This window comes from Acinetobacter sp. LipI_23, assembly GCF_058243045.1.
The window spans coordinates 1662546-1684685 of the sequence record NZ_JBZAYJ010000001.1 but is presented as its reverse complement, the minus strand read 5'-3'; the positions used below and the strand labels follow the sequence as shown (position 1 = coordinate 1684685).

Genomic DNA, 22140 nt, shown 5'->3' with positions numbered 1-22140 from the left:
TATGGTTAAACGTGAAAGCGTCCAAAAAAAGTTACAGCGTATTCGACCACCTCGGGTACAACTGACTTATGATGTTGAAGTTGGTGATGCTAAAGAAATTAAGGAATTACCATTTGTTGTTGGTGTTTTAGGTGATTTCTCAGCGGCATCTGAAATAGAAAAAACCAAGCTCAAAGACAAAAAATTTATTAATGTTGATTTGGAAAACATTGATGAAGTCATGGAGTCTTTAGCACCACGTGCAGCCTATCAAGTTGAAAATACATTGACTGAAGAAGGTGGACGTATGTCTGTTGATTTGACGTTTAAGTCGATGGAAGATTTTCGTCCTGAAAATGTGGTTCAGCAAGTAGATCCTTTGAGAAAATTGGTGGAAGCTCGTGAACGTTTGACTGATTTGCGTAACAAAATTTCGAATAATGAGCGCTTAGAAGATCTACTTGATCAAGTTCTGCACAATACAGATCAAGTGCGTAAAATGAGTGTGGAGGCTGAAAATGAATAATGCCCAATCTGCTGCAGTTGCTCAAGATACCACTGAAGAATTTACGCTATTAGATTCAATTGTTGAACGTAGTCGAATTGCTCGAAATGAAGAAGAGCATGATCGTGCGAAAAGTTTAATTGGCGAGCTCGCTAAAGAAGTGATGGCGGGGACGATTACTGTTTCAGAAAATATGACATTATCGATTGATAAGCGTATTGCTGAAATTGATGCACTCATTTCAACGCAGCTCAGTAAAATTATCCATGACGAACAATTTCAAAAAATTGAATCGACATGGCGCGGTTTATATTACTTTTGCCAAGAAACGCCATCTAATCCATTGATTAAGATTCGTATGCTAAATACAACGAAGAAAGAATTAATCAAGGATTTTCAAGGCGCAACGGACTTTGATCAAAGTACATTGTTTAAAAAGATCTATGAAGAAGAATATGGCTCATTTGGTGGTGCACCATATGCCACATTAATTGGCGATTTCGAGTTTGATCGCACACCTTCAGACATGTATTTGCTGGAACAAATTTCACATGTTGCTGCAGCTGCACATGCACCCTTTATTTCTGCCGCAGATGCCAACATTCTTGGGTTGGAATCTTTTACGGATATTGACCGTCCGCGTGAAGTATCTAAAATTTTTGAAACCGCTGAATATGTCCAGTGGCGTTCTTTCCGAGAAAGTGATGATGCACGCTATGTTGCATTAACAATGCCACGTGTATTAGGTCGTCTGCCTTATCACCCTAAGGAAGGTACAGCGACTGAAGGCTTTAATTTTGTGGAAGAAGTCTCTGGGCAAAATCATGATGAATATTTATGGATGAATGCAGCCTATGCTTTTGGCACGCGTTTGACCAATGCTTTTGATATGCATGGTTGGTGTGCAGCCATTCGTGGGGTTGAAGGCGGTGGCCTGGTAGAGGGATTACCTGTTCATACCTTTAAAACCAGTGATGGTGAAGTGGTCTTTAAATGTCCAACTGAAATTGCGATCACCGACCGTCGTGAAAAAGAACTCAGTGATCTTGGCTTTATTCCTTTAGTACATTGTAAAAACACGGATTATGCAGCATTTTTTGGTGCGCAATCGACGCAGAAGCCTAAAAAGTATAATAGCGATTCTGCCAATGCAAACTCTGCTTTATCTAGCCAAATTCAGTACATTATGGCCGTTTCACGTATTGCACATTATTTAAAAGCCATGATGCGAGACAAAGTCGGAAGTTTTGCTTCGGCTGGAAACATTGAAACATTTTTAAATGAGTGGTTGGCTCAATATATTTTGCTTGATGACGGGGCTTCACAAGAGGCGAAAGCTCAATATCCGCTGCGTGAAGCATCTGTCAAAGTTGTAGAGAACCCAGCACAACCGGGGCACTACAAATCTGTGGTTTTCTTAAGACCACATTTCCAGTTGGATGAGTTGTCAGTATCACTGCGACTTGTTACTGAGTTACCTCAGTCCTCAAACTAATTTGAGTGCCAACACATAATAACTTTAGAATAGGAAAAGATTACAAATGAAAGACATATACGTACAGTTCAGAGGTAAATATAAGGTCGATGGCGAGTCACGTGATACAGAGCATCAAGGCTGGTTAGAGGTGAACTCTTGGTCACACAATATTCGTCAGCCAAAGTCTGCAACATCATCAAGTGTTGGCGGCCATACGGCGGAACGTGTTGAACATTCTGATATGCTGTTTGTTAAAGATTTGGATGCAACCAGTCCAAAACTTTGGGAAGCATGTTCGGCAGGTTATACCTTTGATGAAGTACAAATTGATTTTTATCGCGCAAATGGCGATAAACGTATCAAGTATCTACAAATTAAATTGAAGCATGTTCTGGTTTCAAGTGTTACACCAACAGTAAGTGAGGAAGGTGTTCCGCTTGAAGGGTTTGGTTTGAAATATGCCGCTGTGGAATGGACGTATAACCAGCAAGATATTAATGGCACACAAAAAGGTGCTGTGACCAAGAAATGGTCTCTATCAAACAATACTGCATCATACGCTGCATAAAAATAACTGAAAAAATAAAGGCTAACCATTGTTGGCCTTTATTTATGCGAGATGATTTTAATCAACATGAATCTAGATCAGCTTTATCCCTATGGGTTTAGAAAAACGCTATTTGACCGATTACTACCGACAACTGAACAGGACCGATTGGGGATGTCTCTTCAGGAGCTACGTGAATCCGTCGCGACCGACTTAGAAGATTTGTTGAATAGTCGTATGGCCAATTTTAATGATTCAATTGATGCTTTCCCGTTGGTGAAAAAGTCCATTGTTCAGTTTGGAATCATTGATTTTGTTGGATTATCGACTGCTAATCCGACCGATCGCGATAAAATTTGCCAGTCGATTGCAGCGTCTATTACAGCGCATGAGCCGAGACTAAAACAAATCAAAGTCGAAATGTTGCTTGATGGACAGAATATGGGGGCGTTGTGTTTGAGCATTCAAGCCTATTTAAATATTCATCCTTTATATGAACCCGTCATTTTTGATGCTTTGCTCAAACCGACAACACAACAATATGTTATTTCTGCAAGAGCTTAATGGGGCTGATTTGTGATTGAAGAATTATTACCGTACTACGAAAAACAATTACAAGAATTTGGGCAGCAGTCCCGTGAGTTTTCGCAAAAATATCCAAAAATCGCTCAGCGTTTATCCTTAAACCAAGAGCAAGTAGATGATCCACATATTGAACGCTTAATTCAGTCCTTTTCTTTAATTGCAGCAAGAATCGATAAGAAACTGGCGGACAGTTACGACATCTTTACCCGGTCTTTGTTTGAGGTGATGTTTCCTCAATACCTCAAACCATTTCCTGCATGTACTGTGGTCAGTTTTGAAGACTTAAATAAGTGTAAACAATTAACTGAAGCTCATCTTATTCCTAAAAATACTGCAATAAAATCAAGAAGTTTTAAATGTGTACAGTGTGAATTTAGCACCACACAAGAGCTAAAATTATTACCCATTGAACTTAGTCATCTCAATTTTAAAACCAACCCTAGTGCGCATATGCATTTAAATCAAAATGCAACGCTTAGCTTAGGATTTAATATTTTCAATCAGGCACATCGAATTTTAGAAAAAGAAAATTTGCCTATTTATTTGGATGCGATATCCAATTTTCCACTACAAGTTTTGGATGCTGTGTTCCAGTCGAGTACAGGATTTTCATTAAAGTTTGGTCATCGCGTCATCGATATCCCAAATCCGTTTAGTATCATGGGTTTTGCTGAAAGTGAAAGTCTGTTGCCCTTGGATCAACATACACATCATGCATATCGGCTGTTGATGGAATATTTCTGTTTTTCTGAAAAATTTAACTTTCTCAATATGAGCTTAGGTTTGTTAAAATATTTAGAAAAAGAGCAAAATCAGTTTGAAATTTTGATTCATCTTAAATTAAATTTAAATGATCAGGTCAATATTCGAAATTATTCTGAGTTGAATATCGCAAACTTTAAATTATATGTAGTACCAGTTATCAATTTATTTAAAAAACAGGCTGAACCTCAAAAAATTAATCATCAACAACTCGAATATCCTTTAATTACCGATGCTCATCATCCTGAGTTTTATCAAACTTATTCGATTACTAAAATGCAAATGATTCGTGAAAAGTCGAATAAAGATCAAACTACTTTTGACATTTATCCATTCTTTGCGATGAGTCATTATCAAAAGGATGAGACTCAGTTTTTTTATAGTTTGAATTCGGCACAGCTACAAAATAAATATGTTGAAACAGGTTATAGTATTATTTCAAAACATTTATCGCCTGAAACAACCAAATCCGATTTTATCAGTACGCAATTATTATGCTCCAATCGTGATTTACCCCATGAGGCATTGAGCCAAGCTAACAATATATTAAATTTGAATGACAGTAGTCTGGCACGGCGAGCTGTGGTTTTAAAAAGACCGAATAAACCCTATTACTTTGAACAAAATAAAAAAGAGCAATGGCGGATCATTTCGCATTTATCATTAAATACTTTATCTCTCACCAAGGGAGATGCTTTAAGCCATATTCAGGAATTGCTTGAACTTTATAACCTGCCTCAGCTCAAAGAAAACCACCTTATTATTAATGCGATTCAGTCGGTTAATTTTGAATTAAAGCAAAAGATGGTGGATGCAAGACCATTTCCACTCTTTATACGAGGGCTGAAAGTAAATCTAGGCATTGATTCGAAAGTGTTTCGAGGACATAGCTTATATATTTTTAGTCAGTTGTTGTCGCATGTCTTTAATCTAAAAGTCCAGATGAACAGTTTTGTCGATGTTGTTATTTCAGATGCTCAATCTCAACAGGAGTTATACCAATGCGTGCAGAACGTTGGTGGCAAGACACTTCTATAGTTGACGTACTGGTTGAACAACCGAACGCTTTTGAATTTATTCAGGCCACGCGATTACTACGTCATGCGGAAGCTCCCTATACTCAAAAAGAAGGGGATTGGGCAAAGCAGTTTAAGTTTCATAGTTCACTGAATCTCAATTTCCCGAATGCCGAAATTGAGAGTTTGACCCTTGATGAAGAAAAAATTCACTTAACCAACTTAATGATTGGTTTAACTGGGATTCAGGGCACTTTACCGTATAGCTATACCAATAAGATTAAACAAAGTGCGCGTATACAACGGAATGAAACGCTTCATTTTTTAGGTTTATTTAATCATAAGCTCACGGCGCAATATGTGGATGCATCTTTAGCTTACCATTTACCGATTCGCTATGAAATTGAGCAAGAAAACCATTACCTCGATATTCTGCATGCACTGAATGGCTATGTGAGTGCGCAGCATGAGCAACAGGATTTAGATGATTATTTTGCTGAATTCGCTGGGCTAATGCAGGGACAAAATAATACATCACATGCGCTAAAAACCATGCTGAGTTGCGTGTTTAAGCAACCTTTTAAGATTAAAGAATTTGTTGAAGAGGTCTTTCATTTGTCCCCTGAACAAAGAAGCACACTGGGGGCAATGCCAATCAATTGGGCATCAATACCTTTTGTGGAGAAAATATCCGTCAAATAGATGGAAAAATTGAAATAGAAGTTGGCCCTGTCCCATACATCGAGTATTTAAAATTTTTACCCAATCAAGCTGAGAGTATAAAACTCAAACGATTACTCGCAAGCTGGCTCAGTCCAACGCTTGGGGTGGATTTAAGAATCATCCTAAGGAAAGACGATATTCAACCAATTCAGCTGAGTTCAACGATGACCATTGGTTTATCACAAGGTGCTTTTTTGATGCCGATGCAGACCGAACACAATCATGAAACCTGTTATACATTGATGGGGATGGGGCATGCTTAAGCTCTTTATTGGTACTTTGAGCAGCTTATTGTTGCTTGTTGCAGGAATCGTCATTTTTTACTGGCGTGACATTCAGTATGAACCAACTGGGGCAGACCTGCTTAATTATTTGCTTCTATTTCCACTGATTCTGTGCGTAATTTTATGGTCTCCAGTATTTATTTATCATGGCATTAAAGCTCACCAAAAGCGCAAAGAGCAACAAAAACAAGCACAAGTAGAGCAGCATCAGGATGATGAGAACCAACAGGCTGAAGCTGTTGAAGTTCAGTGGTTAAACCTGAATATTTATTCTTCGTCTGCATATAGTGCCTTTGGGGAAAATGACGAGATTCTTGACGAGATTAAAAAATTTAAAAGCCCAGAGCTCGATACGCAATTACAAAATGCCTATGGCTTACCGATGCTGTCTTATCGCATACATGCACTAGATCATGTCATTACAAATCAGGACGATGATGAAGTCGTTGATCATCCGCGCCATCTACGAATTCAAGCCCTGATCGAGCATCAACTAGAGCAACATGCAGAAACATTGTGGCTAATCTCACAGCATTTAAAGCAATCGGCCTTATTTTATGACAGTGAATTGGCCTATGAATATCGTATGCATCCGGCATGGATTGATCCTACGAGTGAATATGATAGCAATGAACCAGAGGAACAACCTGATGTGCAGCAGGTTGCTAAATTAAACCGTATCAATATACATATGCTGCTGCCTGAATCGATGTTACATGTTTGGAATGAAGAACAAAGCAGTGGTGTCGTACAGGATTATTTAAGTTCACTGGGCGTGATTACGCAGCAAATTCATCTTGAGCACCATTATTTCAGTCAAGAAACGGCCTATAAAGATTGGATGCTGTTATTGGAGCAAATTTCTCAGCAGCCAGAGGAAATCACGTTCATCCTGAATGTAGATTCTGAAATTGACCAAGAACTGCTCGATGAAAAAACATGGTTAACCGACCATTACTTACCTGCTGAATATGCCTCTAGTTGGTGCTTAGCATCATCTTCTTTACCTCTAATTGAGATCAAACCCTTAAAACAACTCAAGATTGCACTAAACGAGGCCAATCTTGCTAATCATTTTGCATCCCCACCGATGAAGCAATTAGAACAATTTAAAGATATTCAGCCTTTTGTGCTGATGCTCGATGATATTACAGATATTCAAACCATGAAAAAACTTAACCAAATTTTCGATCGAAGTGGGATTGAATCACACCACTTTATCCATACCAAACAAAGCTCTGGACATACACAGCATTTGGCCAAAGTATTTGGATTTATGTTGAGTATGCATTTGCCTGATGAGTTGATGGCGATGATTTATAGCACTGATCAATTGTCTACACATTGTTTTCTACATGCGTGTGAAGACAGTAATATCCCTGTAGAACCAACCATTTAAATTAAAAAAGAATAAGAGAGTATTGTGAATTCTTTATTTTATAACGTCTTAGGTTATGTTTGGCAGTATGTGAGCAACCCTAAAGCTATTATGGCTATATCGGGTTTTGTCGCACTAATGGCCATGTATAACGTCATTCCAGCCAAAATCTTTTGGCCTTTAATGATTTGTTATGTATTCGGGTTGATGCTGTGGGGGATTTATTTACTCATTGTACGTCGTCGACATACAGCACAAGGTGAAGCACTTGCCGATGCCATTGCACATGACACCAATGCAGAATATGGTATACAAAAAAACAAAGATGAACTTCATTTGATTCAGCAACAAATGAAAGAGTCTATTCAGTTGATTCGAAAATCAAAACTGGGGGATAAAAAGGGCAATGCTGCACTCTACGAGTTGCCATGGTATATGGTAATTGGTAATCCTGCTGCAGGTAAAAGTTCGGCCATTTATAACTCAGGTTTAAAATTTCCTTTTGAAGAAACCCATCAAAAATCAGTTTCTGCTGGACTCAGCGGAACGCGTCATTGCGACTGGTTTTTTTCAACAGAAGGCGTGTTATTAGATACTGCAGGTCGTTATTCTGTTTATGCAGAAGATCATTTTGAGTGGCTAGGTTTTTTAAATATTTTGAAAAAAAACCGCTCAAAAGCACCAATCAATGGCTTGATCGTGATTGTCAGTATTGCTGAGTTAGTGAGTAACAGTCCAGAAAAGTCGATCAAACTGGCAAAGAATTTACGTGCACGAATTCAAGATCTTACTGAGCGCTTAGAAGTTTTTTCGCCTGTTTATTTGGTCTTCTCTAAAATGGATCTGATAGCAGGCTTTACTGAGTTTTTTGAATGTTATGAAGTCGGTGAGTTTGATCAGGTTTGGGGGGCGACACTGCCTTATACAACCGATGGGGCCAATAATGCTGTAGAATTGTTTGAAAAACACTATTCAATTTTATATGACGGTTTAAAAGGCGTCAGTACGACACATCTCAGCCGCCGACACTCGCAGAATATTTCTCCAAGTGTCATGACATTTCCTTTAGAGTTTAAGAGCTTAAAGCCTGCGTTAAAGACATTTATCGGCACGCTGTTTGAAGATAACCCTTATCAATTTAAACCTGTTTTCCGTGGCTTTTATTTCACCAGCGCACTTCAAGAAGGCATTATTGAAAGTCCAATGACCGAGCAAATTGCTCAAGACTTTTTATTGCAAAAAGGTTTAGACAATGAAAATGGCATTCCAACGCGCTCAGTTTCGCAAAACCATGGCTATTTTTTAAAAGGTTTATTTTCAGACATTATTCTGAAAGACAAGAACCTCGTTAAACAGCATATTAACCCTAGCCGAAAGCGTCAGCGTTATATTGCCTTTGTTGCCGCTTTATTTGGTGTAGCCATCATTTTAAGTCTATGGGTGTGGTCTTATCGGAATAATCAACAATTGATTGCAGACGTACAAGCCGATTTAGACAAAGTTGTTTTACTTGAAAAGCAATCGGGTCAAGAGTTGTCTACACAACTGAGTGCACTCTTGATTTTACAGGAACGTATGCAGCAGTTGGACCAATTTGAAGAAGATCGTCCTTTAAAGCTGGGTTTTGGTCTATATCAGGGAGATGAGCTGCAGGAGAAGCTAAAAACAGAATATTTAAAGGGTGTTGAGCAAATCGTCTTGATTCCAACACAACAAAATATTGCCCAATATCTACAGCGGGTGAAAAGTAATGAAGAAAAATTGCGCACAAACCATGCAAATGTAGAGCTGACACCTGTTGCAAAAACACAGCAATATTTAGAGCCTAATGATGCAAATCCACAAGATGCATACAATGCTTTAAAAGCCTATTTAATGATGGGCAATACTCAATATATGGATGCAAGCCATTTAAGTGATCAAGTCACACGCTTCTGGCGTTCATGGTTGGATAATAATCGTGGGCAAATGCCACGCGGAGAAATGATCCAAAAGGCTGAGCAAATTTTGTCGTATAGCATGACTTTAGCTAGCGATCCTAAATTTCCAGTGCTCAGCTCAGATAGCTTAGTAGTGGATCAAACGCGTCAAGTTCTCTTGTCTGTAGTTCGTGGAATGCCTGCACGAGATCGTGTTTATAATGAATTAAAAATGCGTGCTGCTGTCCGTTATCCAGCATTAACCATAAAACAAATGCTTGGCGATGCCAATCAAAATGCAATCTTAGGGAGTTATGCCTTACCGGGTATGTTTACACATGCTGCATGGTCAGAATATGTTGAACAAGCCATCGATGAAGTTGCAAAACGTCCTACGGATACCAAAGACTGGGTACTCAACAGCACACAGTCGGATGACTTATCATTTAGTGGTAGCCCAGACCAAATTCGTAAACAGCTCACAGAACTCTATAAAAAAGAATATATTGCGGAATGGCGGAAATTTTTAGGTGCGATACATTATGCAAAAGCTAAGGATTACGGACAACAGGCGAGTTTCGTTCAAGTTTTAGGCGAGCCTGAAAACTCACCCATTCGGAGTGTTTTTGATCGCGTTGCCAAAGAAACCAGTTGGGACAATCCCGTCGTAATGGCAGAGCTGGCAGCGCCGCAAACAGGTTTTGTGGCTTGGTTTAAACGCAAAGTATTAAGACGAGATGAAACTCAGCTTGATGCCAAAGTCATGAATCAAGCGCAAGGCCCGATTTCTAAAGAATTCCAGATGTTTTATCAGTTGGTGCGTAAGCGTGACGACCAACAAAATAAGTCTTTGCTTGATGAATACATGCAATCTTTAGCTCAAGTCCGAAGTAAATTCAATGACTTGAAAAGCTCAGGGGATATTGGACCATCTGCGATGAATTTGGTTAAGTCGACCATTAATGAGCAAAATTCTGTCTTTAATACAACACAGAAGCTGGTAGATGAAAAAATGTCTGTGGGCTTGTCTGAGGTTGATCAGAAACTGCTCCAAAAACTGTTGATGTCGCCACTGACACAATCATTTGAAAGTTTAATTCTCCCTGCACAAGATGAGATGAATAAGCTATGGGTTATGCAAGTCTACCAACCTTTCAATACGAACCTGAGTAAAAAATATCCTTTTAACTCTTCAGCGACACTGCAAGCAACTAGCAATGAAATTAGCCAGATTCTTGGCGAAAATGGCAGTATTGCGCGTTATGTCAAAGAGTATCTTGATCCACTGGTTATTCGTCGTGGTTATACCTTGACTTCTAAGACATGGAAAGATTTAGGGATTAGTTTAAATCCACAATTTGTAATGAATTTTCAAAGCTATGTTGCGCCAAGTAATGGCATGGCAACAGGAGCGTTAAATCAAGCTTCGTCTGCACCTGCTGCTACGGCGCAATCCAATTTTCAATTTTACCCAATTGAAAATCCTAAGTTTTTATCCTATACCATTGATATTGATGGACAAAGAATGCTTTATGAAAACGGCATTCAACAATGGGTGAATTTTGTATGGCCAAATGCCGGAGCAATTCCAGGTGCACGTATTACAGCCATTGATTTAGATGGGAAAACGCATACGATTTTTGAGGCACCTGGTGAATATGGCATTAATCGTTTAATTGACGGTGCTGAGCGAACGCAACGTGGCGGAAGCTATGAAATGATTTGGAGAAATCAGCAAAATCCAGAGCTTGCAGTAAAAGTCAATTTCCGTTTAATCAGCGGGGACGCAAATGGTGGAGTAGGCGGGCAGCGCAGTTACAATGGCATGCAACTGGTCGATCAAATTGTTACCAATAAATCCGTACGTGTGGTGGCAGCGCAAACCACACCTTCAGCAACAGCTGCAAGTCCTAAAGCTCCAACACCAGGTATACAGGAGCCACGTTTATGATTTCTCAAAAGTGGCTAGGTTGTAAGGAGTATTGCGATGGATGAAGTGCGGACCTTAGCTTTATATTATGGAAAATGTCCTGCACGGGGTGATTTCTTAAAAACACGCGGTCAGTATGCCTTAATTCAACTGATTGATCAGTGGATTACTGAGGCATTAGAACATGCCATGCAATCAGAGGGATTTACGCAAGAATATGAAAAGCTACCTTCATTAGACTTTTTTATTGCCAATCCACAAGAAAATAATTTTCTTGTGGCAAATTTGATAGCCAGTCACGATAGTTCTGGCCGTCAATTTCCAATGGTTTTGAGTCATTTATTAGAGGTTGAAAATAGTTTTGATAATCTTATTTATGCACCATATCGCTATAAGCAAACTTTAATCGATTTATTTCAAAAGAATCGTGTGGTACGTTCGATACGTGACCCCAATATCGTGCTTGATAAATTATCTAAATTAAATAATGAGATACAAGTTTTTAATAACAGCGAAGTTTCGGCATTTTATGAACACCATACGATACATTCATTTGCTCAATTACTAAGAATGACCAGTTACGAGCTTGCACAAAGCATGATTGGACTCGGGTTATTGTTACAGCCCGTCATTCAACATGGTACTAGTCGCTTAACTAAGGTGTTGATTTTACCTATTAATAACTCTAGCTACTGCTATGAAATTGCGGCTTTTTGGGTCAATCTAATCAGTTTTTTTATTCAAAATCAAAATGCTGAGCTTCTGATAGGAATTTTACATAGCGAAAAACCCGTACTGCTTTTTGGCTTTCAAGGGGCTGATATTATGACCTTAAGTGAAATTTTCACGCAAAAGTTAGATTCAGATCACTGGGTTTCATTGGTTCAAGCCAATTGGATTGATGCATATTTAGAGCAAAATGCAGGTTTGGCAACGCTGGAGCAAGCTTTATGTGAGCGGCAATTGAGCTTAATACAAGCTGTGAAACTTTTTAAAAAAACTTTTATAGATTAATAGAATATGAAAATAAATCATAGATTTAAGCTAAATAAATGGCTGCTGACTTTAACGCTAGCCCTGAGTGGGAATGTCTGGGCTGAACCGATTATTGTTGAAGGTGTTGTTCCAAATGATGCCAGTAAGCAAATTATTTTAAACAAGATGTACAGTGTCTATGGCGCTGACCAAGTGATTGATAAAATAAAGGTTAAAGCAGTTAGCGCTCCGAATGGTTGGAGTGAATCTGTTGCGAATATGGTGGTTCCAGAGTTAAAAAAAGTTCACCAAGGTAAACTTTCTGTACGTGGTACGCAAATGGAACTTAATGGAAAAATATCGAGTTCAAATGAAGTTCAGCCAACAACAAGCTTATTTCAAAGTTTAGTAACGCCACCATATCGCTTAAATGCGCAGCTTTCTGTCAATCAGGCTGAACAGCAAATCATAGATGAAGCACTTAAAAACAGAATTATAGAATTTGAATCTGGCAGTGCAGTTTTGGCTATGAGTGGGACTCAGATCTTAGATGAAATGGCGGTGGCTCTAAATAAGGTTGGTGGGAAAAAGGTTAAAATTATTGGACACACAGACAGTTCAGGTGATGCTGCAAAGAATCTTGTTTTAAGTAAAGAACGTGCTGTGGCTGTTAAAAACTACTTGATTAATAAAAGTATTGCAGCAGAACGTTTAAGCGTCGAAGGATTAGGCTCGAACAAACCTGTTGCTGACAATGCGACTGCAGATGGCCGTAAGAAAAACCGTCGAATTGAATTTGATGTGATCTAAGTTATTTATAAAAAGCCACAATTGATGATGTGGCTTTTTATAAATAACTTAGATTGCGTATAATGTATATTATGTTAAATCATGAGTACCTAACATTTACTTCATATTTATACTTCTTCTACCTAATATCAATAACTTATAGAAATAAAATTCCTAATCAAAAATATGATATGTTGACCTAAATTTTAGTTCATGAAGTTCACTATGTTTGAAGTCAAAAGTATCCAGTTAGAACAAAAGATATCTAATGAGAATGAAATCAAATTATTATTTAATACTGAGTCGACATTCCCATGCTTATTCCCATTATTGTTTAGCTTGAGAGTGATACGGTTTCAAAGCTTATCTACGCAATATTCTGATTTGATGGCACTAAAAGACTGGTATATATTTTGGTATAAAAAATACTCTATTTCCTTCTGCGAATTTTTCTATTCTTCAAATTATAATTTTGAACTTACTTATGAAGAAATTGATAATTTTATCATTTACCTCGAAAATAATAATGACTTAAGCGATGTCACATACTTAGGAGGAAATCGTAAAGTAAGTTATATAAATATTAGCAACAAAATCCGCTCTTTTTTGAAATTTTATACTTTTCTTATGGATGACTATCTGACTGTAAGGAAACACCCTCATCTAGATAGAAAAGAAATAGAAAAAATTAAATCAAATATTCAAAAACATATCCAGATTAAGAAAAAGATTATTAAGAAATCCACTAAAACCATACATGGTGAAAAAAAGTATCTGTTTAAAAGTATGACAAATGAAATGGTTAAAGTTCTTTATGAAACTATATCACCTAGCAGTTCTAACAATACTAATGCTTTTAATCCATTTAAAAATAGACCAACTCAATTTAGGAATTTCCTAATCATTCACTTAATGCTCAATTATGGACTTCGAGTTGGTGAGCTGATGTTGTTGACCGTAAATTCGATTAAAAAGTCTGTATTGAATGACTCTTATAGTTTAATTATTACCAATACTGATGATGAACATGATGACAGACGTAGAAAACCTAAAATTAAAAATGAATTTTCATATCGAGTAATAACATTACAAGAAAGAGATTATCGATTTATAAATATTTATATAAAAGAAATTCGCAGTGATATTAATTCAGATATCTTGTTTACTTCATTAAAACCACCCTACTCTTCTTTGAGTTATTCTAGTATTAATAAAATTTTTAAAATTATAGATAAAAATATTAAATATAGAATACCGCATCACTTTAATAATAAAGCATTTGACTCAATAAATAGCATTACACCTCATGTTTGTAGGCATACATGGGCGTATTTAATGTTAAATCATTCATATAAAAAATATGAAAACATGGATAAACTAGGGAATTCGATTAATAATATAGGTCAAAATTCTTTGGATAAAGCACAAGATGATTTACGTGTGCTTGGAGGTTGGTCTCCTACGAGTTTAATGCCTTCCTACTACGGCAAGAGATTTATCGTAGAAAGAGCCAACATCTCAAATCTTCAGAGAATTATTGAAACGAGTGAGATATTTGGAAAAAGTTCATAATAAACAAATAGATATTGAACTTAATTCTTTGGGTGATGAACAGCTTTTTAAGCTATTCTCATCTGAGGATTTAAATACTATTGATAAATTAAGGATACCCCCACTAATAAATTTTGATCTTGCATCTACATTTGATACAAAATTTATTAGTACTAAACCTGATATTTGGGAGTTTTTTTATTCTGGAAATAAGATTCATTTAAATTTTGATTGTTTTGACTTATATGAGAAGAAAATTTTGAAATTTTTCTTGGTTTTTTATATACAGGTGAATACTCCTTCAGGTCTTCATTATAAGTTTAACTCATTTAAATATTTTTTAAAATATTTTAAAAATAATAAACTTAAATTCAATTTTAATAGCTTTAAAACATTATTAAATTATTTATCGAAAAATGATAAAAATGGTTTTTATTATCATTTAAAATTTTTGGTTAAATTGCTTTTTTTGGAAAATTTTTCTGGATTTAATATTGATAAAGAGTATGAGCTTGATTTCTTGGAACGCCCTAAATCATTTAACTCAGAATTATATTATCAAGAATACGAGGATCGGATTGACTACCCTCTTAAAACTATGATTCAACAAGGATTTTCTAAGATTAATAGTAATTTGGTTGATCAAGATGAGAGCATCACTAATGAAGAGCTTTTAAATTCAGCAATGCTAGGTTTGGTTTATGTATCAGGACTTAGACCCGTTCAATTGGCTAAGCTATCTGTTAGCGATTTAAAGCAGGATACTATCCGTAAAAGTGATAATTTTTGTCGTTATAGCATCCTTATTCCTTATGCAAAGCAAGCTCGTTATGTTCATGAAAAAATCACTATTAAGTTACCTGAAGAAGTTGCTGAAATTGTTATAGCTTACATCAAAAGATATAACCTCAATGATAATCAAAAGTTATTTGATATGGGCGACAAAGCCTCTCTGTTTTGCCAACAAGCGATTAATAAACAATTATTTGATTTTTCTCCGAAGCAATATAAAGAAGCAGTTCTATCTGGTGAGATGATTCAACAGAAATATTCTTGCTTAGATTTTAGACATCATGTTGGTTACAGCCTCGCAATAAGTGGAGCTACTGCAGAAGAAATTGCTTATATTTTAGGGCACTCATCGGTAGTAACAGCTAGACATTATATTTTTTCTACACCTGAAATGGCACAAATTAGAGCTAAGGCATTAGGAAGAAACTCTTTATATCAACAAATGATTGCCATGCTATTAACTGGTCGACTGGTCTATACCAAAGATTGGTCCCGCAAAAAAGTTTTAGGCAACATAGGGGCAGAAATTTACTACGATATTGGTGGTTGCTCCTATAAAGATAATTGTCTATTTCAACCTGTGAGGAATTGCTATGGCTGCATGTATTTCCACCCTTTTATCGATGCTGATCATGGAAAAGTTCTTCATAGTATCCAAAACGAAATCAATTCGTTGATTAAATTATCTGATGGGATTGGTCTATCTAGGAATCCAGTCATTAAGATTCATGAAACTACAAAGTTTGAAATTGAATCAGTGATATTACGCTGTAATGCTTTTAAGGAGTCAGATCGTGATTTCTAAAAATTATCTTGAGTTTATAAGTGAACAAAAAGAATATTTCTTAGAAAATATTCAACCGACGTTTAAAAATACTTGGAATGAATCAATATGGGTTGGAGGCTCTAATGGATCTGGATGGTTAATATCAAGATCAGGAAAAACATATCTAAATTTTGGGGTAATAAAAAGACTAAAAGGAATTGATGATGTTGAGATAGATGAAGAATTTCAAATCTTTATGAAATCTGTAATTGTTTTAAGTTATCGTCAATCCAATAAGAGGGCTTCGCCACAAAAATTGTATGCAGAAATGTTAGTTCTTAAACGTTGGTATAGCGCATTAGTTCAACATACTCAAAATCACCATGCATGTTCATTAACAACCAAGATTTTAAATATCGCTTTTGATTGCTTATTTGAAAACTCAAGTAAAACAAATCTTCCAGACCATGCGGGAAGTTTCATACGTATACAAAAGATGATCAATCATTATGGTTTTACAGAGTCACAGCTTGAATTTGTACATGATTTAAAGTACATCAATAAGAAAAATAGGACCCCAAATGCAAAAAAAACGAAAGCTTTAATTGAACAACTAGAGCTAGATGAAGATGATGTTGAAAGTGATAAATTGGTCTCAGTTCAAACTTTTATTAATATTGTTGCTCTTAGTCGTTTATGCCAAACAACCAGTGAAAAAATAGCACTTAATTTTCTATTATTATTGATCATTACGGGCTTTCGTTCAACTGAAGCTATATTATTAAAAAGAAATGCGCTAATAAAAAAGAAAATTATAGATCCCATTACACAAGAACACTTGAGTTTAGATGGTGTTCAGCAATATTCCATAGGAATTCGATATCATGGTGCTAAAGGTGCTGGAGAACGTATTCACTGGCTAGAGCCTACTGCTGGTAAATTAGCAGAAATAATTTTCGAGTCAGTAGAACAACTGACTAAAGAATATCGTGCACAAATTCAATATATAAAATCCAAGAAAATTATTGATTTTCTTCCATTAGAAATAGATGAAATTTCAGGAGATACAGTTGTTTTAGAAGATTTGATCGATACTATATTTAGAATGAGAAATATTAATGAATATAAACATAGAACTAATTATCGATCAATCCTATTGCCCTCAATCAAAAAAATCCAGGTTCACAAAATTGTCAAGCGTGGTAATAAGTTGGAAAATCATTATCTAAAGAAAGATATTAGTGATTACATAAAGTCTTTGACGCCCAATTTTAAATCTGATTTACCATTTATACATATTCTTAATGGAAATGAATTTAACGAGGAAATTTTATACGAGGATTTACTTTTTCTTCATGAATACAAGTCATTGAATCTTAGTAGAAAATTTAGCCATAAATCAAATGTAATTCCATTCACCTGTACTATAATAAATAATTTCTTAGGGGGTGGTCAGAATTTATCAGTCTTTGAGAAGTATTATCTCAAGGAAAATGATACAGAATATTCAAAATTGTCTACACATATTCCAAGGCATAATATTAACACGTTTCTTGCTTTATCCGGACTATCTGAGCATCTACAAGCTTTGCTTATGGGGCGAATAGATATTAAGCAAAATCAATACTATCAACATGTAGCAATTAAACATAGAAAAATTGCAGCTACCTTGTTGGACAAGCATGAATTGATACATTTAGACCACAAAGAAAATTATCTGCATTCTAATCCTGTAGAGTCAATTAAGCATGATGGTTATATGTATTTTTCAAAAGACCTAGATTTAGATAGTAATTTAAAAATGAATTTACAATCTTTTGATAATAAACAAGAGATCTCAGAGCACATTAAAAACTCTTTTTTTGAAGATATATTTTCTGATATTGCTGAAGCTTTTAATGAATTAAGTCATTCAGATCTTTCAAAAGCAGACTCCTTAGTCGAAAGACATGCTTACTTACATCCTTTACCATTTGGAGGCTGTATGCGTGATGTTGCCGTACACGATTGCCCAAAACGTATGGCATGTCAGTCAGGTGATAAATGTGGAAATTTCACTATTACGCATAGAAAAGGAGAACTAGACAACTTAGAATCTATGATTAATAGTTTAATCGTGAATTATCATAAAACTCTTTCCATAGTCCAGCATGATAAGTCATATACCCATATGTTAAGTGAGATAAAAAATAAAATCTCAAATTTAAATGTAATCAAAGAGAGAGCCTTGTCTATACGCAATGACTTAACACCTATTCGTATATTTGATTATATTGATGAAAGTATAAAATTACCTCGTACACTATCTGAATTATTTGCTATCGAACAGCAAAAAATTGAATCAAGTAAGGCTTAGAAAATGTTACGTGGTAAGGAATTGGATCAAGTAATAGAAAATGAACTACAACTTATGTTAGTAGAGGGTTACGATAAATCCCCTATTTCAAATAAATCTGTCCACGATAGACTTGTAGCTAAAAAACATATTTCAGGAGGTTTAAGTACTCTAAGCAACTTGAAACGTAAAAGCTTAATTAGCCGGTATATTGCTGAACAAATTTCGCCCTTAAATCTTAAAACAAAAGATCAACAATTGTTTGTAAACAGAAAAACTAGACAAGCTCTGAGTAATTCAAATAAGGATTTGCAATATCAGGTTGAAACTTTAGAAAAGCAGTTACACAAAAATACAGAATTGCTGATTAAAATCGTCGAAGAAGTAAAAGTAAAGTCTAACGTTGAGATTGAACACATTTTGGCAAGATATTTGTTTAAAAGATAAAATATTGTTTAGGGGAGTAGTTGCTTTACATCCACTTCTAATACCTTAGCTATCATATATAGCTTTTCAACAGTGAGATTCACCTCTCCACGTTCAATGCGTCCCATGTAACTACGATCAATATTACACTGTAAAGCGAGCATCTCTTGCGTTATGTCCTTCTCTACTCTCTTCTTTCGGATAATATTACCTATTTTTGAAGATATTTCTGACATTCTAATTTGTCTGTACAAAAAATAGAAATATCACTATTTGAGGATTATATATCCACGGCTTATAATCCTCTTTTTGATTTAATTTGAATTAATTTATGTTTGATTTCCAGTTACCGCTTGGTGAAGAGTTTTTAGAAATTTTAAATTTTTGCGAAATTGTCGATTGGGAGGCTAAAGACTTTTGGAGTATGCTTGAAACTCCAGGACTTGCTTATCATGAAAGAAAAAAACTGAGAAGTCAGACATATACCAGTCTTCATTTATTAAGAAAGCACGGTTATTTAGCCGTTGAACGTGCAAACTACATGAAGAAATTATTTTTATATAGTCAAACAGAAAAACTCAAAAACATAAAAAAAACATCAGTTAAAGTTGATAAAAAACATATCCTAGTTTCATTAACTGAAGAGTTAGATCTTAAAATAACAGAATTGGCATCACAAATTGAATATGCTGCAGAGCTTCTGGTTTCATTACCTGAACTTGAAAGAGAGATCCTTAATTTTAGAAATTCTTTAGAGCATCAATTGAAAAAACATCAGATTGAAACCAATACTTTACATCAGTTACTTGAGTTCATATAACGATATGATTATTTGTGTGATTCATAGTCATCATTTCAATATAATTGGTATTTACGAACAGAGAAATTCAACAACGACTCGTATGGGTTATTATTTGAAGAGACCAATGGTGCTGGCCTAGTTTGTCGGATATGTGGCAATTTTAGGCCAACGTTACGCAAATGGTTGAAACGATATTCTGAGCAAGGTATTAATAGATTAAGTGGTCATAATAATCATCCAGTAAAATCTCCAAATATTAACACTAGCACAAGTAAGTAATGCAACAGCGACCAAGCACTTGAATGATTATTAAATAAAGGATGTCTTCTTATAAAATTTGAAGGAGCTGGACATAATATCTGTTAATAATAAACTCCTATAATGATTAATAATATGATCACTAATGTATGATTGTAGTAATAATGATAAAATATTTAATCTTTATGGGGTTGAAATCTAATACAATAGAATTCTTGTGCATGAGTTCTATTTTTAAAATTAGAACTTCAGTCTCAAATTTTCGGATACTTCAGCAATTAGTTTTTCAGGAACATTTGAAGCTTTAGCTAGATCCTTCCATCCTGACACAATCTCTATAGTATGATTTAAAACCTCTAGCACATATTTAGGAGTAAATTTTCGGCTTAAAGATTCTACAGAAAGAATATCTTCTAATACATAATCTCTGCGCTTACCATTTAGTGACATCCAATGAGACTCTACCCAGATTGAACCTGGTTTATAACTAAATGCTAAGTCATAAGCAGGTGCCAACTCCCATTTCTGATCTCGAAGGATAAATGAGAAGTTTTTGGCATGATCATCGTGATTACGTGCCACAATATTGAAGATCATTCGCTTTAATAGTTGTTCAGCTTCAACTGCAGTCATTTTAAGCTCGCGAAGTACAAGAAATAGTTCTTCATAAGAAAATGATCCAGGCATCTTATAATCGACATGAGCCATTGCATTTAAAGTTTGCACATGCAGCTTTTCATTCCCGATTCTGTCATATCTTTGAGTTACGAAATGTTGTCTATCACCTTCATGCAGTAGATAACAAGGCATCATATCAATACCACAGGCAGTAGCCATTTGATAATAGACATATTCCATTGCACCATACCCTAAAGGATCACCAAATGTCTCTTTGTTGGTATTCCTCTCGGTTACACCATCAAATTTCATTAAGTAGTGTGTGTAACCCCTTGGAACATTCGCCTGCCCTGATCTGGCTTTTGTAAAATCCTCATTGAATGCTAAAACTGCTTTAGGTCTCGCTCCACCTGCACTCGTTCCTACGCTTAAGAGTGACAACATCGCTTCCTGGTCATCAGAGCCATCTGATCTTAGTTCGGCATCAAATTCGTTACGTGCCGATAAAACTTCCTGTGCAATAGCTACAAGTTCATCTATTTGAACAGATTCATTTGCATTTAATTCTCCACGAGCTTCAGCAGGTAAAAACTCTAATGCCCCCATACCACGCTTCCCTGTATAACGAAGTCGTTCAATTGGGGTAATGCTATTTGCTGCACGTCCTTTTGAAGCTAGCCAAGTATTTAAGATACGATTACCAAAATCATCTGGAAGCGAATCAGCTAGCATTCCAGGTAATCCTTTGAAAGTTTCAGGATTTAAAGCATTAAAGTTATATATGTAATTTTCCCGCAAAGGCATCGTTAAAGGCGATAACTCTATACCAGCACTAACAAATTCTGGCATATATATAAACGCGCTTTGACCTGTCGTGGGATCAAAACTTAAAGCTCCAACATCTAATTCTTTGTATACAACTTTAATTACATCAACTTTATCTACCATCCTAAATCTTCTTCTCTTCTATTTGTCTTGTCAATTTTCTTGTTCGATACTGTTTTGTTGTGTGAACCAGATGCTCTCTTTCTCATCCGACCTCTTAGCTTCAATAATTCTATAGGCGATATCTGTTGCGGTGGCATTAAGTGGTCTAATTGATCAGTGCTTTCCAAAGCAATTAAAACAGCCATCAAATCCTGAATATTACCTCGCCCTTGTTCTAAATTTTTTATAGTGTAGCGACTCACGCCTGCCGATAAGCCGACTTCTTCTTGAGTAAGATCTAAATTAAGTCGTGCTTGTTTTAGTCGATCACCTAATTCACGCCCCATCGCTTCTGGTGTTTTCAATGCTCCAAATTTCATCGCTTCACCATTTCAGAATTTTCCTAATATGAGTTTACTTTATCATTTTTAATATTTAATGTCATTAGGATGATAAAAATTATCATTAGTTCTAAAATTAACTTTATATGATTAAATATTTAGTCATTATGAATGTTATTTATAAACTGATGTTACGCACTCGATTGAAAAAGTCTTATAATTAGTAGCATGAATAAAAATTTATTAGACCTTAATTTATGAGTTTATCAACCCAAAATATTCAAAAAATAGGGTCTTAGTTTATCTATTTAACCCTATTCTTGCTCTCATCTTAATATGCCATTTTTCGACTATTAAAGTCGTGAGCTGTCAACAAAAATTCACTCTCTGCAACACCCACTATGCCACCTTTATATCTAAACTTTTCAGCGATTCGAAGTTTACGCTCTAAATCA

Annotated in this window: 17 protein-coding genes and 1 pseudogene; 15 read left to right on the top strand and 3 right to left on the bottom strand. The window is 35.7% G+C overall.

What is annotated here, in order from left to right; genetic code table 11:
* The first annotated feature begins 1 nt into the window (after position 1).
* From tssB to AC4CVD_RS08200, 14 genes and pseudogenes are all read left to right on the top strand, one after another.
* Complete coding sequence (gene tssB, locus AC4CVD_RS08265; RefSeq protein ID WP_490752815.1) at positions 2 to 505, top strand: type VI secretion system contractile sheath small subunit; 504 nt, start codon at positions 2 to 4, stop codon at positions 503 to 505.
* Positions 498 to 1979, top strand: a complete 1482-nt coding sequence (gene tssC, locus AC4CVD_RS08260; protein WP_004693079.1) for a type VI secretion system contractile sheath large subunit — start codon at positions 498 to 500, stop codon at positions 1977 to 1979. The genes tssB and tssC overlap by 8 nt, the downstream gene beginning before the upstream one ends.
* Positions 1980 to 2025: 46 nt before the next feature.
* Positions 2026 to 2529: an Hcp family type VI secretion system effector gene (locus AC4CVD_RS08255; RefSeq protein WP_004693082.1), complete on the top strand. Its 504-nt coding sequence runs from the start codon at positions 2026 to 2028 to the stop codon at positions 2527 to 2529.
* A 66-nt stretch (positions 2530 to 2595) separates the two neighbouring features.
* Positions 2596 to 3072 carry a type VI secretion system baseplate subunit TssE gene (gene tssE / locus AC4CVD_RS08250; RefSeq protein ID WP_010326723.1) on the top strand — a complete coding sequence of 159 codons (477 nt, stop codon included), beginning with the start codon at positions 2596 to 2598 and terminating at the stop codon, positions 3070 to 3072.
* Positions 3073 to 3084: 12 nt separating this feature from the next.
* A complete protein-coding gene (gene tssF, locus AC4CVD_RS08245) occupies positions 3085 to 4893 on the top strand; it encodes a type VI secretion system baseplate subunit TssF (RefSeq protein ID WP_490752812.1) in 1809 nt (602 codons plus the stop codon).
* Positions 4857 to 5857 (top strand): annotated as a pseudogene (gene tssG, locus AC4CVD_RS08240) (type VI secretion system baseplate subunit TssG). Before tssF ends, tssG begins: the two are co-directional and overlap by 37 nt.
* Positions 5850 to 7277, top strand: a complete 1428-nt coding sequence (locus tag AC4CVD_RS08235; protein WP_490752810.1) for a hypothetical protein — start codon at positions 5850 to 5852, stop codon at positions 7275 to 7277. Before tssG ends, AC4CVD_RS08235 begins: the two are co-directional and overlap by 8 nt.
* A gap of 90 nt (positions 7278 to 7367) precedes the next feature.
* Complete coding sequence (tssM, locus tag AC4CVD_RS08230) at positions 7368 to 11126, top strand: type VI secretion system membrane subunit TssM (RefSeq protein ID WP_490753503.1); 3759 nt, start codon at positions 7368 to 7370, stop codon at positions 11124 to 11126.
* 36 nt (positions 11127 to 11162) lie between these two features.
* Positions 11163 to 12119 (top strand): type VI secretion system-associated protein TagF, encoded by a 957-nt coding sequence (gene tagF, locus AC4CVD_RS08225; RefSeq protein ID WP_348929210.1) that lies wholly within the window; start codon positions 11163 to 11165, stop codon positions 12117 to 12119.
* Between the two features lie 6 nt (positions 12120 to 12125).
* Positions 12126 to 12890: an OmpA family protein gene (locus AC4CVD_RS08220; protein WP_490752808.1), complete on the top strand. Its 765-nt coding sequence runs from the start codon at positions 12126 to 12128 to the stop codon at positions 12888 to 12890.
* Positions 12891 to 13094: 204 nt separating this feature from the next.
* On the top strand, positions 13095 to 14441 hold the full coding sequence (locus tag AC4CVD_RS08215; RefSeq protein WP_490752806.1) for a site-specific integrase: 1347 nt from the start codon (positions 13095 to 13097) through the stop codon (positions 14439 to 14441).
* Between the two features lie 7 nt (positions 14442 to 14448).
* Entirely contained in the window at positions 14449 to 16017 is a 1569-nt protein-coding gene (locus tag AC4CVD_RS08210) for a site-specific integrase (RefSeq protein WP_420938259.1), read from the top strand.
* Positions 16007 to 18334 (top strand): hypothetical protein, encoded by a 2328-nt coding sequence (locus AC4CVD_RS08205; protein ID WP_490752804.1) that lies wholly within the window; start codon positions 16007 to 16009, stop codon positions 18332 to 18334. The genes AC4CVD_RS08210 and AC4CVD_RS08205 overlap by 11 nt, the downstream gene beginning before the upstream one ends.
* A gap of 3 nt (positions 18335 to 18337) precedes the next feature.
* Entirely contained in the window at positions 18338 to 18760 is a 423-nt protein-coding gene (locus AC4CVD_RS08200; RefSeq protein WP_490752802.1) for a hypothetical protein, read from the top strand.
* Positions 18761 to 18768: 8 nt separating this feature from the next.
* Here AC4CVD_RS08200 and AC4CVD_RS08195 read toward each other — a convergent pair whose 3' ends face one another.
* Positions 18769 to 18975 carry a helix-turn-helix domain-containing protein gene (locus AC4CVD_RS08195; protein ID WP_062035458.1) on the bottom strand — a complete coding sequence of 69 codons (207 nt, stop codon included), beginning with the start codon at positions 18973 to 18975 and terminating at the stop codon, positions 18769 to 18771.
* 95 nt (positions 18976 to 19070) lie between these two features.
* Here AC4CVD_RS08195 and AC4CVD_RS08190 point away from each other — a divergent pair, with 95 nt between their 5' ends.
* Complete coding sequence (locus tag AC4CVD_RS08190; protein WP_062035456.1) at positions 19071 to 19559, top strand: hypothetical protein; 489 nt, start codon at positions 19071 to 19073, stop codon at positions 19557 to 19559.
* Between the two features lie 480 nt (positions 19560 to 20039).
* Here AC4CVD_RS08190 and AC4CVD_RS08185 read toward each other — a convergent pair whose 3' ends face one another.
* Together AC4CVD_RS08185 and AC4CVD_RS08180 are read right to left on the bottom strand one after the other, a co-directional pair.
* Positions 20040 to 21365: a type II toxin-antitoxin system HipA family toxin gene (locus tag AC4CVD_RS08185; RefSeq protein WP_062035455.1), complete on the bottom strand. Its 1326-nt coding sequence runs from the start codon at positions 21363 to 21365 to the stop codon at positions 20040 to 20042.
* On the bottom strand, positions 21359 to 21724 hold the full coding sequence (locus AC4CVD_RS08180; protein WP_062035453.1) for a helix-turn-helix transcriptional regulator: 366 nt from the start codon (positions 21722 to 21724) through the stop codon (positions 21359 to 21361). Before AC4CVD_RS08180 ends, AC4CVD_RS08185 begins: the two co-directional genes overlap by 7 nt.
* Between the last annotated feature and the right edge of the window lie 416 nt (positions 21725 to 22140).

What these genes read in the sequence shown, in the direction of transcription:
- tssB (WP_490752815.1), top strand. Translation starts at nt 2, where the DNA reads ATGGTTAAACGTGAAAGCGTCCAAAAAAAGTTACAGCGTATTCGACCA.
- tssC (WP_004693079.1), top strand. Translation starts at nt 498, where the DNA reads ATGAATAATGCCCAATCTGCTGCAGTTGCTCAAGATACCACTGAAGAA.
- AC4CVD_RS08255 (WP_004693082.1), top strand. Translation starts at nt 2,026, where the DNA reads ATGAAAGACATATACGTACAGTTCAGAGGTAAATATAAGGTCGATGGC.
- tssE (WP_010326723.1), top strand. Translation starts at nt 2,596, where the DNA reads ATGAATCTAGATCAGCTTTATCCCTATGGGTTTAGAAAAACGCTATTT.
- AC4CVD_RS08235 (WP_490752810.1), top strand. Translation starts at nt 5,850, where the DNA reads ATGCTTAAGCTCTTTATTGGTACTTTGAGCAGCTTATTGTTGCTTGTT.
- tssM (WP_490753503.1), top strand. Translation starts at nt 7,368, where the DNA reads ATGGCTATATCGGGTTTTGTCGCACTAATGGCCATGTATAACGTCATT.
- tagF (WP_348929210.1), top strand. Translation starts at nt 11,163, where the DNA reads ATGGATGAAGTGCGGACCTTAGCTTTATATTATGGAAAATGTCCTGCA.
- AC4CVD_RS08220 (WP_490752808.1), top strand. Translation starts at nt 12,126, where the DNA reads ATGAAAATAAATCATAGATTTAAGCTAAATAAATGGCTGCTGACTTTA.
- AC4CVD_RS08215 (WP_490752806.1), top strand. Translation starts at nt 13,095, where the DNA reads ATGTTTGAAGTCAAAAGTATCCAGTTAGAACAAAAGATATCTAATGAG.
- AC4CVD_RS08200 (WP_490752802.1), top strand. Translation starts at nt 18,338, where the DNA reads ATGTTACGTGGTAAGGAATTGGATCAAGTAATAGAAAATGAACTACAA.
- AC4CVD_RS08195 (WP_062035458.1), bottom strand. Translation starts at nt 18,975, where the DNA reads ATGTCAGAAATATCTTCAAAAATAGGTAATATTATCCGAAAGAAGAGA.
- AC4CVD_RS08190 (WP_062035456.1), top strand. Translation starts at nt 19,071, where the DNA reads ATGTTTGATTTCCAGTTACCGCTTGGTGAAGAGTTTTTAGAAATTTTA.
- AC4CVD_RS08185 (WP_062035455.1), bottom strand. Translation starts at nt 21,365, where the DNA reads ATGGTAGATAAAGTTGATGTAATTAAAGTTGTATACAAAGAATTAGAT.
- AC4CVD_RS08180 (WP_062035453.1), bottom strand. Translation starts at nt 21,724, where the DNA reads ATGAAATTTGGAGCATTGAAAACACCAGAAGCGATGGGGCGTGAATTA.